The organism is Rhodoferax saidenbachensis, assembly GCF_001955715.1.
GTDB lineage: Bacteria > Pseudomonadota > Gammaproteobacteria > Burkholderiales > Burkholderiaceae_C > Allorhodoferax > Allorhodoferax saidenbachensis.
Window position 1 is genome coordinate 2,593,914 of record NZ_CP019239.1, and the last position, 12,629, is coordinate 2,606,542.

Below are 12,629 nucleotides of genomic sequence, written 5' to 3' on the forward strand. Positions count from 1 at the left end.
CGACAAGCTCAACGCGAACGGACTTAGCCAACATCACCCCACATACCATTCGGAGAACCACCATGAGTTACACCGCCCTGCCCGCCCTGAGCCGCGCCCAGATTGATACGTTTGAACAAGAGGTGGATGCCATCCGCAAGTCCGTCATGGACACGCTGGGTCAAAAGGATGTGGACCACATCCGCAAGATGATTCGTATCTGCCGCGCCAGCGAGGTGACGGGCCGCGCGCTGTTGCATTTTGGCCCGGGGCCCGTCAGCTGGGTGGCGGGGGTGCTGGCGCTGGCCAACGCCAAGATTCTGGACAACATGGAAATTGGCCACAACGTGATGCACGGCCAGTACGACTGGACCGGTGACCCACGCCTGAACTCGCAGACCTTTGAGTGGGACATTGCCTGCGACGGCGAGCAGTGGCGCCATTCGCACAACGTGAACCACCACACCTACACCAACATCCTGGGCAAAGACCGCGACTTTGGTTACTCGCTGTTGCGCATGTCCACCGAGCAGAAATGGAAACCGCGCCACCTGTTTCAACCAATCGCCAACCTGATGCTGGCCATGGGCTTTCAGTACGGCGTGGGCTCGCACGATCTGGAGATTGGGCGCTACAAATATGGCAAGGTCAGCAAAGAAGAGTTCATGCCCAAACTGCATCGCTTTCTCGCGAAATCAGGCAAGCAGATTTTCAAGGACTACATCTTCTTCCCGGCGCTGGCGCTGTGGAATGCACCGCGCGTGCTGGCGGGTAACTTCTGCGCCAACCTGATCCGCAACCTGTGGACCTACACCGTGATTTTTTGCGGCCACTTCACCGAAGGCGTGGCGATCTACCGCGAGGAAGACACCCGCAACGAGACCCGCGGCGACTGGTACATCCGCCAGCTCACGGGGTCGAGCAACCTCACTGGCGGCCCGCTGTTCCATGTCATGACCGGGCACCTGAGCCACCAGATCGAGCACCACCTGTTCCCCGACATGCCCGCGCACCGCTACCCCGAAGTCGCGCCGCAGATCCAGGCGCTGTGTGAAAAATACGGCTTGCGTTACAACACCGGCAGCTTGTGGAAGCAATACGCCACGGTGATCAAGCGCATCTTCATGCACACGCTGCCACCGCGCAAACCAGCAGCTTCAGCGAACGGCCTTGGGTACCACGCAGAGTGAGCTAGCGGCCTGGACGCAAGCTACCGAGCAGCTTGCGTTGCCGTAGAGGTCTACCGCCGATGCACCACGCGGCGCGCTGGAGCAGAAGACTTCACCGCGCTGGTCTTTTACGCAGTAGCCGGGCCCGCACACCAGGTCGCCGTACCGGTCGGCCTCAATGCCACCGCCGGGGGTGGAGCAGATGAGATCACCGTAGCGGTTCAGCTTGCATTGCGAATCGGGTTTGGGGCATACCGTGGTCCCGTCGCGCATGGAAATACAGGCGGAGCCCGACATCTGCGCCCAGGCGGCAGAGCCGCAGACCAGCACACACAACAATGCAAAAATTCGGAAGAATGACAACATCATTGGGCTCCGTTAGTTCTTCTGGACAGCGCAGCTAACGCTCAGCATCCACACAACTGGACCACCTGCAGGGACTCCGATCCCTGCTCCGCCTTGACATCCAGCGTGCCGACAAAACAGGAGCCATGCACGGGTGGTTCTGGATAAGGTGAACACGCCTGTAGGAAAGGCACCTCCTTAGCGGTGAGTAGTGCACTCACTCCGCTTCCGGTGAATTCATTAACGTGCCCGCCTGCCGCCGTGCGGTGGGCGGCCTGCTTCAGCTCCAGGTTCTGGCCATTCACCCGAAGGCGGCCTTGCGTGGGAGTGAAGGAAAAGAGGGCTGCGTTTTTCGCCTGTTGGGCGCCTGCACGAAAGGACATGCAACCGCACTGTTCACCTTCAAGCGGGAACACCTGCTCGACGGGCAAGTGTGCGATCTGGACCTCGTGTTTCGCTGCCGGAGCGACGGCACAGCCGGCCAATACAAGAGCCAGAAGAGAGGTAATTGCCAGAGCTACGAACCGCATGGTGAGAGTCCTAACATCTAAGCCAAGGGAAGAGACGCTTGCTGCCATGTTAAACGCCATGGAAGACTATGGCCTTGAACCGTGCGCCACGCAGGGACCTGTGGACGGGTCTGCCACGCGCTGCGGCCTCTTCAGAGAAGTCAGATTACTATGCTTTTGATAGCTTGCCGCGCACACCCCATAAGGGCTGGAGGCCTATTTTGCACATAAAACCACTACTGTCCGGTAAATTTTGCCCCGTTTTCAGAAGAGTTCAACCTGCGATTTCAGCTCTTCGAAACTGTCGTCCTTGATAGCGTTGTCTACCATCTGAGCCAAAGAGATCTTCTCAAACATGTTGACCTCCACCAGATGCAAGAAGTTACGCAGTGACAGGTCAGTATGTAGTCCGTGGTGTGCGACCAAAGCTATCAAATAGGTACACACTGCAATCCATATCTGTGATCTCACCGCGTTCAATGAATTGCCAAAGAAGTGTTGGATGTTCAGGTTCTGCTTGAGCCATTTGAAGAACAGCTCAATCTGCCAGCGCTGCTTGTAGATGGCTGCGATGGTGAGGGCGGATAGGTCTAGACGGTTGGTTAGAAAGACGAGTTCCAAACAACTCACTGCATCGTAGAAACGTACCCGGCGCAAAGGCTCAGGGTAGCCTTTCTTGGAGCGCTCCCCCGTCAGCACAATGGTTTGATCCGAGTACACGCCGGTTTGCACATCAGCCGCGTGGGCTTCACTGCAGATGAAGCTCAAATTGTCTTTGGCGCGCACCACAAAGCTGCACTCCCGTTGCACCAAGCGGTGCAACCTTGCAAAGTCCACGTAGCCGCGATCCAGCACGACGATAGAGCCCTTGGGCAGACTCAATGCATCCAATTGCCCCGAGTCGCCGACTTTGCCGGTGGTGATCGATAGCATCACTGGAATGGCACCCCGCAGGTCGATCACCGTATGGGCCTTGATTCCCGCTTTGGTGGACCGAAAGTCAGCCCAGGGAAACAGTTTCAGACACAAGTCGATGGTGGTGGAGTCCATGGCATACAGTGGCTCCTTGAGGCCCAAGCCGATGTCATGGTCTTTGTACAAATCCAACGCGGTTTCGATCAGGCGTTGCCCCAGTGCTTCGAACAAATGCGAGTCACGCCGCTCGTTGGCATCGGCCAATGTGGAGCGTGATACACGCTGACGCAGGCCGCAGTGGTAAAGCTTGGAGCTTTGCGAGTTCAGGCACACGATCAGGTCGCGCAAGCCTTCCCTGCGAGTGAACTGCGCGTAGGCCATGCAAATGAATTGGCTCCAGGCAGTGAAATCCCGTGTCCAGCGGTTGGCTTGGTACCTATCAACGAGGTGTTCAAAGTGGCTAAACGGTACGACGGCCAGCAATTGCGCGAATACCGTGCGACCAGCGTTCATGACGTAAACCTCGAAAAATGAGGTCACGATATGCCCACGGGCAAAAATCGGATTTCAAATCGCCGGAATCCAAAAAGCTCTTGAAACCCGCATCCAGCTTAGGTTTGAACTGCCCTGATGCAAAATTTACCGGACACTAGTGACATAAAACTGCCCCGCAGGGCTGTAGCCGGTCAGCGCGAAGCTGGGGCAGTGGGCGCAGGAATACGCTCGGTTTCGCCGGGGACCTGGCCCATGCCAGCGGTGGCGTCCATGCGCTCCCAGGCGGCGGTGGCTTCTGCGATGCGTTCCTTGCTACTGGAGACAAAGTTCCACGACATGAACCGGTGGCCCAGCGGCTGGCCGCCAATGACCACAAAACGCGCGCCCTGCTCGGCAGAAATTTGCACGGGGCCAGACGGTACGGCCATGGTGTTGGGTTCCAGCGGCTGGCCGTCCACGGCCACGCTGCCATCCACCACATACACAGCCTGTTCTTCGGCCAGCACGGGCAGCGTCCAGGTGGCACCTGCGGGCAGGCGCACGTCCAGGTACAGCGTGGGAGACAAGGTGGCAACGGGTGATTTGACGCCAAAGGCCTCCCCCACCAGCACACGCACCGCAGCGCCCTGCTGGGTCAGCTCGGGGATGGCGGCCGCAGGCGTGTGGATGAAGCTGGCGGGCACTTCTTCCTGGTCCATGGGCAACGCCAGCCAGAGCTGCAGGCCGTGGTTCACATAGGTGGTGTTGGCCTGCTCCGCAGGGCGGCGCTCGGAGTGCACGATGCCGCTGCCGGCGGTCATCCAGTTGATGGCGCCGGGCTCGATGCGCTGGGTGTAGCCCAGGTTGTCGCGGTGCAGGATGACGCCTTCAAACAGGTAGGTCAACGTGGCCAAGCCAATGTGCGGATGCGGGCGCACGTCGTGGTTGTCCGCGGGCTGCACGGTGACCGGACCAAAGTGGTCGAAAAAGATAAATGGACCCACGCCCTGGCGCTGCGCTGCGGGCAGCAGGCGGCGCACGACAAAGCCGCCGCCTAGGTCTTTGTTGTGGGGTTTGAGCAAGGTGGGGGCGCTCATGCTGCACGCTCCACGCTGGTGGTGATTTCGGTAGTGACGGTGGTCATGAGTTTGTGCACGGGGCACTTCTCGGCCACGCTGGTCAGCTCGGCCAGTTGTGCGTCGGTCAGGTCACCGCTGATTTTCAGGCGGGTGCTGAGGCGGTAAGTGCCTTTGCGCTCTTCACTGTTGTCGCTGAGGACTTCGGTCTGGATGTCTTGGACGGGTATGCCTTTTTTGCGCGCATACCAAAGCACGGTGAGTGCCTTGCAAGAGCCCAGCGCCGCATCGTACAAATCGTGCGGGCTGGGGCCTTCGTCAGTGCCGCCTTCAGCCACCGACACGTCAGAGAGCAGCAAGTGCTGCCGAATACGCACCGTCTGTGACAGTGCTTCACCCGACTTGCGTTGTAACGCAATGCTCATGCCGATCTCCTTGGTGTCAATGCAAAAGGCTATTTTCGCTCAGCTGTGGATCAGCCTTTGAACTTGGCAGCCGTTTCAGCAACCCGTTTGCCGAAAAGCTTGGCCGTTTCCAGGTCGCCCGGCAGCATTTCGTCGGCAGATGCATCGGACGGAGACTGGGCCATGGCGCCACTGAAGGAGCCCACGTAGTTCAGGTCGTTGCGCTGTGCTGCCTTGCTGTTGCTGGGCATCAAACCTGTTCCGACCCAGATGCCGCTGTGCTGCATTGCCAGCGTGAACAGGTAATGCAAGGTGGACAGCTTGTCGCCGTTCATCGTGGCGCTGTTGGTGAAACCTGCGAAGACCTTGTCTTTCCAGGCCTGACCAAACCAGGGCTTGCTCGACGCGTCGGCAAACTTCTTGAACTGCCAGCTCACGCTGCCCATGTAGGTGGGCGAGCCAAAGATGATGGCGTCGGCTGCAGCCAGGGTTTCCCAACCGCCTTCGGGCAAATTGCCCTCTGCATCAATGGCCACCAGATCGGCACCAGCGCCCGCAGCCACGCTTTGCGCCATGCGCTGGGTGTGGCCATAACCTGAATGAAAAACAACTGCTACTTTTGCCATAGTCATACTCCTAGAGAACGTTAAAAACGGGAGCCTGCAGGCTGCAGGCTCCCCCGGGAATCCGTGTGTGCTTAGTTGCCGCGCTTGGCGTCAACACTCCAGGCGCCGCCGCCAAAGGCCGTCAGGGCCAGCAAGCCGCCAGCGATGGCGATGTTCTTCATGAACATGATCTGGTTGATCATGACTTGTTCAGCGGGCATGCCCCAGTAGGCGTGGAAAAACACGGCAGCAGCCACAGAAAACACGGCCATCACCAGCGCAGCAATGCGGGTCTGGAAGCCTACCAGCAGCGCCAGGCCCAAGCCCAGCTCCACCACGATGGCGATGATCGCGCCCAGTTGAGGCAAGGGCAAACCGACCGAGCCGATGTAGCCGACCGTACCGGCAAAGCCGGCAATCTTGCTGAAGCCCGCGGGCACAAACAACGCAGCCAGCAAAACACGTGCGGCCAGGGACAGGGGGGATTGCAGTTTTTCAAACATGGGAAGCTCCTTGAAAGTGGATTTAAAAAATAAGAGAAACAAAAAAATCAGGGCTGCAGGTCAAACACCAGTACTTCGGCGTTTTTTCCCTTGGCCAGGGCAATGCGGCTTTCGCCTTCCAGCAGCGCCGCATCACCCGTGGTGAGTGCAACGCCATTGACTTCGAGCTCGCCACGCAGCAGTTGCACGTAGCTCTTGCGTTCGGGGTCCAGCGCCAGTTCGGCCGTTTGCGCGCCGTCCAGCAGACCGCTGTACATGCGTGCATCGGCGTGCACCAACACCGAGCCTTCGGCGCCATCGGGTGAGGCCACCAGGCGCAGCTTGCCGGTTTTCTCTTCAGCGGAAAAGGTCTTTTGCTCGTAGCTCGGCGCAATGCCGGTCACGTTGGGCTCAATCCAGATCTGGAAGAAGTGGGTGTTCTGGCCGTCTGCGTGGTTGAACTCGCTGTGCTGCACGCCACGGCCTGCGCTCATGCGCTGCACATCGCCCGGGGGAATGCCCTTGACGTTGCCCATGCTGTCCTTGTGCGCCAGGTTGCCTTCCATGACGTAGCTGATGATTTCCATGTCACGGTGGCCGTGGGTACCGAAGCCGGTGCCGGGGGCAATGCGGTCTTCGTTGATCACGCGCAGGTTGCCCCATCCCATGTGTTTGGGATCGAAGTAACCGGCAAACGAAAAACTGTGGAAGGACTTCAGCCAGCCATGGTCGGCATAGCCGCGGTCATTGGATTTACGAATGGTCAACATGGTGAAGCACTCCTTCTGTAGCGCTGGCGATGTGCCTGCGATGGGTTGAACTTTAGGCCTCGGCTGGGTCTTTACCATCCATCCGGTTTGATGGCATCATTCAAATAATTTCAATTAAAAGACGCATTCCATGCAAACTGCACGCGACGTTCTGACCCCCGACGCCTTGGCCATGCTGCAGGCCATTGCCAGTGCCGGCAGTTTTGCCGCTGCCGCCCGCGATATGGGCATGGTGCCCAGCGCATTGACCTACCGTGTGCGCCAGATTGAAGATGCACTGGACGTGCTGCTGTACGACCGCAGCTCGCGCCAAGCCAAACTCACGGAGGCCGGGGCCGAACTGCTGCGCGAAGGTGCGCGACTGCTCACCGAGATCGATGCCGTGGCCAACCGCGTGAAACGCGTGGCCACCGGCTGGGAGTCACAGCTCACCATTGCCATCGACACCATCATCTCCAAACCCACCATGATGGAGCTGTGCGAGAGTTTCTTCAGCCTCTCGCCCCCCACCCGCATCCGTCTGCGGGACGAAACCCTCTCGGGCACGATAGCCGCACTCACCTCGGGCCAGGCAGATCTCTCCATCGGTGTGGCCGCGGCCGATGCCAGCAACCACACCGATGTGCACAGCAAACCCCTGGGCACCTCCACCTTCGTCTACGCCGTGGCACCGCACCACCCGCTGGCCAGCGCACCCGAGCCGCTGAGTGACGCGCTCATCCAGCAGCACCGTGCCGTGGCCGTGGCCGACTCCATCCAGCGCGGCGGCGGCATGACCTTTGGCCTGCTGGGCGGGCAGGAGGTGTTCACCGTGGCCAGCATGCAGGCCAAGCTGGACGCACAACTGCGCGGCCTGGGCGGCGGCTACCTGCCGCGCTGCATGGCAGACAGCTACATCGACACCGGGCGCCTGGTGGTGAAGAAGACCGAACGCCCCTTCCGCCACGTGGCCATCAGCTACGCCTGGCGCGGCGGCAAAGCCGCAGCCCAAGGCCGTGCACTGCAGTGGTGGCTGCAACAACTGGAAAGCCCGACCACGCGCGCGGCGCTGCTGGAAGAGCATCGCAGCGCGTGAAGCTTGTTCGCACTGGGCCCCAAGCCCGTTCACGCTGAGCCTGTCGAAGCGCGGGCCGAACGGTGGTGCGGGTTTGCACGTGGTCAGATTGACTCTGCATGTCCACACCAGCGTGTATAAAGCAGACATACGCATAACTATTGGAGAGCCTGCCCATGACCACTTCCAAACACATCGCCATCGTGGGGGCCGGCATGGCAGCCATCACCTGCGCCCGCACACTGGTGCAGGCCGGTCACCGCGTCACCGTGTTTGAGAAGAGCAGTGGCCTGGGTGGCCGCATGGCCACGCGCACCAGCCCCTTTGGCACCTTTGACCACGGCGCGCAGTACTTCACCGTACGCGATGCGCGTTTTGCGCTGGCCCTTAAAACCACACCCACCCTGTGCAAACCCTGGAGCGCCAACACCGTGCGTGTGCTGGACGCGCATGGCCGCGTAGCCGCCGCCGGCCTGCCCGCACGCGAGCAACACCTGGTGCCCTCGCCCGGCATGAACGCACTGGTGCGCCGCTGGGGCCAACCGCTGGTGGATGCGGGCGTGGTGGAGCTCAACACCAAGGTCACCCACATCGAAGCCGACGCGCTGAACAAGGCACAGTGGCAACTGCGCACCACGGGTACCGACGATGGCAGCCATGTCTACAGCGGTTTTGATGCCGTGGTACTGGCCGTCCCCGGCCCACAGGCCCAGGCCTTGCTGGCCACCGCCCCCAAGGCCAGCGCACTGCTCAAACAAACCGCCAAATCCTCGGTGGCGCCGTGCTGGACGCTGATGCTGGCGTTCCCACAAGCGGTACAGCCCGGCCTGACCACGCTGGGCCCGCAGTGGAACGCCGCGCGCAGCACCCACCACCGCATCGCCTGGCTGACCCGTGAATCGAGCAAGCCCGGCCGCGGCCAGGTGGAGCGCTGGACCGTGCAGGCCAGCGCCGCGTGGTCACAAGAACATCTGAACGACGACCCGGCCCGCGTGCAGGCCAAACTGATCAAGGCGTTTTCTGAAGTCACCGGCATCCGCGCCGAACCTGCCCACGTCGAAGTCCACCGCTGGTCGTATGCGCAAACCCAGCAACCGCTGGGCCAAAGCCACCTGTGGGACGCCAAGCTGGGCCTGGGTGTCTGCGGCGACTGGTGCCTGGGCCACCGCGTGGAAAACGCGTTTGTGTCCGGCTTGGAGCTGGCCCTCGCGATAGTCTGACAAGCGCCCCTCCGTTCGGGCTGAGCTTGTCGAGGCCCTGCAAACCCTTCGACAAGCGCAGGGTGAACGGTATTTCCCCATGCCTCCTTACATCGGCCGCTTTGCGCCCTCGCCCACCGGCCCGTTACACGCGGGCTCCCTCGTTGCCGCACTGGCCAGTTGGCTGGACGCCCGCGCCCACGGCGGCCAGTGGCTGGTACGCATCGAAGACGTGGACACGCCACGTTGTGTACCCGGCACAGACCTGACCATCCTGCAACAACTCGCCACCTGTGGCCTACACCCCGATGCCCCGCCCGTGTGGCAAAGCCAGCGCACGGCCCTGTACCAACAGGCGCTGGACCAGTTGGTGATAAGCGGCCTGGCCTATCCGTGTGCCTGTTCGCGCAAAGATATTGAAACTGCGCTGCAGGCCGCAGGTATAGAGAAGCCGCGCCATGGCGAATTGATCTACCCCGGCACCTGCAGACCCGAGCGAGGCGGCCTGCACGGCAAGGCCGCACGTGCCTGGCGCCTGCACACGGGTTTTTCAGTGCCAAATATGCCTCTAGCCCGCATACAGATTGCGCAAGCAGCTACTGAAACCATAGCAAATTCAGACCCGGTCGTGCACTGGAGCGACCGCCGCCTGGGCGCACAGGCCCAGGATGTGGCCGCCGAGGTGGGCGACTTTGTGCTGCTGCGCGCTGATGGTTTGTTTGCCTACCAGTTGGCGGTGGTGGTGGACGATACCGCGCAGGGCATCACCCACGTCGTGCGCGGCGAAGACCTCACCGACAACACCGCACGGCAAATCCTGCTGCAGCGCGCCCTGTGCCTGCCCACACCCAGTTACCTGCACACGCCATTGGTGCTGGGTGCCAATGGTGAAAAACTCAGCAAACAAAATGGTGCTGCGGCGCTGGACCTGTCCGCCCCGCTGGTGGCCTTGAACCAGGCAGCGCACACGCTGGGTCTGCCCCAGCAAGTGGGCCCAGTGCAAGACGCCCTGAGCGGGTGGACCGGACTTTGGCTGGCTCAGGCCGCAATGCGCCGGCTGTAGGCCAGAAAAACATCGTCCCGCACCCAGCCCAGTGCTGTGTACAAACGCTGCGCGGTCAGGTTGGTTCTTGCGGTGGTGAGGTCCATGCGCGCCATGCCGTGCCTGCGGGCCAGGTCTTCGGCGGCCAGCAACAGCTGCTTGCCAGCTCCGGTCTTGCGGCTTTGCGGAGTGACAAACAGGTCATACAACACGTAGATGGGCTGCGCTTCCACCGAACAGAACGTCGGGTAGAGCTGGCAGAAGCCTACGGCGTTGGCGTCCGCGTCTTCGGCCAGCAGGATCACCGACTCCTGCTTGTGCATGCGCGCAGCGATGAACTGCGTGGCCGCAGCGAGGTCTGGCGCCTGTTCGTAGAACTGGCGGTAGGCGTCAAACAGGGCGGCGACGGTGCTCAGGTCCTGCAGTGTGGCAAGACGGGCGTGGACGGGTGGCATGGGTTGTGTGAGAGAAATTGGCTCAGGCCCGCAGCGCGTCTTCGGCACGGCGCTTTTTCATCTGGGCCTTGGCCTGGTACATACGCGCGTCGGCCTCGGCAATGCATTTGTCCAGCGAGGTGTCGGCGCTCGCGCGCAGCGCGTAGCCCATGGCGGCACTGGGTTCGATAGGGTTGCCGTCAGGCGCCGCGTAGCTGGCACCCTGGCAACGCAGCCGGAAGGCCTCCAGGTCAACAAGCACCTGCTCTTCGCTGCTGTTGGCCAGAACAATCAGGAACTCGTCGCCACCAATGCGGAAACACGCCCCCTGCGGCCACTGTGCGCGCACCTGGTCAGCAAACCGCACCAGCAAGGTATCGCCGGCCGCATGGCCATACACGTCATTGACGTGTTTGAGGTTGTTCAGGTCGGCCACCACCACGGCCTGGGGATAAACCCCCAGGGGCTGCGGATCCACCTTCTGGCTGAAGTAGTTGCGGTTGTAAAAACCTGTCAGCGTGTCGGTGTAGAGCAGGTGCTCGCGCTCCGTCAGGAACTGAGTCGCGGCCTTTTGCGCCACCAGTTTTCGCACCACCGCAATGACCACCAGCACGATGGCAACCAGCGCTAGACCCAACGCGCCCACCAGCTTGAGCAACTGCATGTTCGTCTCATTGCGCAAGGTGGGCACACTTTGGATGCCCGCGTACTTGGCTTCCTCGAACTTGATCAGCGGGATCACCTTGTCCATGATGGACGCCAGCTCCGGCTGCTTGCGGCTCACGCCAAAGTAGACAAACGAATCCTTGGACGTATTGCCCCGCTTGACGACGTCGGAGTAGCCCAGCCCGTTGATATAAAACTCCACCACGGTGGGGTTTTCGATCATGTAGGCCACCTTCCCATCACGCACCAGGCGCAACGACTCCATGATGTCCTCCGTGGTAACGATCTGCGGATTTTTCAGGTTCTTGCGCAGGTACTCCTCGTGCCAGAAACCGTCAATCACCGCCACGCGCTGGCCGTCCAGGTCATACACGTCCTGCACCGGCGGGCTGTTCTTGAGGCCCACGATGATGTCGCGCTCGGTGCTGATGGCGTGCGGAAAGATGAAATCCTTGAGCCGGTCTTCGGTCTTGGCCATGTCGACCACATGCACCGTACCGGCGCGTGCCTGGTCCATGATGTCGGCGAACGTGCCGCTCACCACCTTGAAGCGTATGCCCACCGTATCGCCAACGCGTTTGAGCATTTCGCCGGCAATGCCGCGGTACTCACCGTTGCTGTAGTGGTCAAACGGCAGGTAGTCTTCTGCCACCCCGACCACGGCGGTGCCCTTTTGTTCCAGCCAGCGCAGTTCGGCCTCGCTCAGGCGCAGGATCTTGCGGTTGTAGATGCTTTGCGCCTTGTCCTTGAGGGCAAGAATTTCCAGCTCGCGCTGCGCCATGTAGCTGTCCAGAATGCTGCCCAGCATCTGCCGCTCCTTGAGGACCGCCATGGTCATGTCCGACGTGATGGCACGCAACTGTGCCACCAGCCCGAGCTTGGGGTGGGTGTACAAAAATTCGTACTCCACGCCGCCACCCGCCGTGACAAAACCATCGATCTGGCCCATCTCCAGCGCGTGCAGCCCGGCGTCCTGGGCATCAAACTCCACGGTCTCGATATGGATGTTCGGAAACTCTTTGGGCAGTTGCTGAATGACAAAGTCATTACGGATGAAACCCACCTTGCGACCATCCAGATCACCCAGGGTCTGCACCGGCGAATCCTTGCCCGCAAACACGGTGTAGGGGTATTTGAGCAACGGGCGGGTGAACCACATGGTGCGTTCACGCTCAGGGGTCGGGTTGGCGCCGTACAGAAGGTCGATGTCTCCACGCAGGAACCGCGTGTAGGCGTCGTCCCAACCTTTGATGTCGGCCGGCACCACCTTGAGCCCCAGTTGGGACTGAATGTCTTTCAGCAGTTCCGGCAACAGCCCGGTGCGCAGGCCGCGAAACTCAAAATAGTCGGATCCGGCATGCGGATCAAACCCCACCGTATAGGTTTTGTCGCGGTGGGCCACCAGCCAGGAATGCTGCTCGGCACTGAGTTGTACGGGCACTGCGGCACTGGCCACGCCCACACACCAGGCCGCAAGCACGACGAGCATCCAGCGCACGCTACGCG

The 12,629-nt window shown here is 61.0% G+C and carries 14 protein-coding genes; 4 read left to right on the plus strand and 10 right to left on the minus strand.

Features of this window, described 5'->3' with window-relative positions:
• Nucleotides 1–62 precede the first annotated feature (62 nt).
• Nucleotides 63–1,169: a fatty acid desaturase family protein gene (locus tag RS694_RS12405; RefSeq protein WP_051392211.1), complete on the plus strand. Its 1,107-nt coding sequence runs from the start codon at nt 63–65 to the stop codon at nt 1,167–1,169.
• On the opposite strand, the gene RS694_RS20505 is transcribed toward RS694_RS12405, so the two are convergent.
• From RS694_RS20505 to RS694_RS12440, 8 genes are all read right to left on the minus strand, one after another.
• Complete coding sequence (locus RS694_RS20505) at nt 1,137–1,514, minus strand: hypothetical protein (RefSeq protein ID WP_152528921.1); 378 nt, start codon at nt 1,512–1,514, stop codon at nt 1,137–1,139. The two genes, RS694_RS12405 and RS694_RS20505, sit on opposite strands and share 33 nt — an antisense overlap.
• 41 nt (nt 1,515–1,555) lie before the next feature.
• Complete coding sequence (locus RS694_RS12410; RefSeq protein ID WP_152528922.1) at nt 1,556–2,023, minus strand: hypothetical protein; 468 nt, start codon at nt 2,021–2,023, stop codon at nt 1,556–1,558.
• 243 nt (nt 2,024–2,266) lie between these two features.
• On the minus strand, nt 2,267–3,430 hold the full coding sequence (locus RS694_RS12415; protein WP_029707262.1) for an IS4 family transposase: 1,164 nt from the start codon (nt 3,428–3,430) through the stop codon (nt 2,267–2,269).
• Nucleotides 3,431–3,603: 173 nt separating this feature from the next.
• Nucleotides 3,604–4,488 (minus strand): pirin family protein, encoded by an 885-nt coding sequence (locus RS694_RS12420; RefSeq protein ID WP_029708396.1) that lies wholly within the window; start codon nt 4,486–4,488, stop codon nt 3,604–3,606.
• Nucleotides 4,485–4,892: an OsmC family protein gene (locus RS694_RS12425; protein ID WP_029708395.1), complete on the minus strand. Its 408-nt coding sequence runs from the start codon at nt 4,890–4,892 to the stop codon at nt 4,485–4,487. Before RS694_RS12425 ends, RS694_RS12420 begins: the two co-directional genes overlap by 4 nt.
• A 50-nt stretch (nt 4,893–4,942) precedes the next feature.
• Complete coding sequence (locus RS694_RS12430; protein ID WP_029708394.1) at nt 4,943–5,497, minus strand: flavodoxin family protein; 555 nt, start codon at nt 5,495–5,497, stop codon at nt 4,943–4,945.
• 71 nt (nt 5,498–5,568) lie between these two features.
• Nucleotides 5,569–6,021: a DoxX family protein gene (locus RS694_RS12435; protein ID WP_276324435.1), complete on the minus strand. Its 453-nt coding sequence runs from the start codon at nt 6,019–6,021 to the stop codon at nt 5,569–5,571.
• A gap of 5 nt (nt 6,022–6,026) precedes the next feature.
• The gene (locus RS694_RS12440; protein WP_029708392.1) at nt 6,027–6,728 is read right to left on the minus strand and encodes a pirin family protein; all 702 of its coding nucleotides are present in this window, start codon (nt 6,726–6,728) and stop codon (nt 6,027–6,029) included.
• A gap of 130 nt (nt 6,729–6,858) precedes the next feature.
• Here RS694_RS12440 and RS694_RS12445 point away from each other — a divergent pair, with 130 nt between their 5' ends.
• The 3 genes from RS694_RS12445 to gluQRS all read left to right on the plus strand — a co-directional run bounded on the left by RS694_RS12445 (nt 6,859) and on the right by gluQRS (nt 10,044).
• Nucleotides 6,859–7,803 (plus strand): LysR family transcriptional regulator, encoded by a 945-nt coding sequence (locus tag RS694_RS12445; RefSeq protein WP_029708391.1) that lies wholly within the window; start codon nt 6,859–6,861, stop codon nt 7,801–7,803.
• Nucleotides 7,804–7,958: 155 nt separating this feature from the next.
• Entirely contained in the window at nt 7,959–9,002 is a 1,044-nt protein-coding gene (locus RS694_RS12450) for an NAD(P)/FAD-dependent oxidoreductase (protein WP_029708390.1), read from the plus strand.
• A 79-nt stretch (nt 9,003–9,081) separates the two neighbouring features.
• Complete coding sequence (gene gluQRS / locus RS694_RS12455) at nt 9,082–10,044, plus strand: tRNA glutamyl-Q(34) synthetase GluQRS (protein WP_029708389.1); 963 nt, start codon at nt 9,082–9,084, stop codon at nt 10,042–10,044.
• Here the strand turns inward: gluQRS and RS694_RS12460 are convergent.
• Nucleotides 10,020–10,478 carry a GNAT family N-acetyltransferase gene (locus RS694_RS12460; protein WP_029708388.1) on the minus strand — a complete coding sequence of 153 codons (459 nt, stop codon included), beginning with the start codon at nt 10,476–10,478 and terminating at the stop codon, nt 10,020–10,022. The two genes, gluQRS and RS694_RS12460, sit on opposite strands and share 25 nt — an antisense overlap.
• 22 nt (nt 10,479–10,500) lie before the next feature.
• The gene (locus tag RS694_RS12465; RefSeq protein ID WP_029708387.1) at nt 10,501–12,612 is read right to left on the minus strand and encodes a diguanylate cyclase; all 2,112 of its coding nucleotides are present in this window, start codon (nt 12,610–12,612) and stop codon (nt 10,501–10,503) included.
• Between the last annotated feature and the right edge of the window lie 17 nt (nt 12,613–12,629).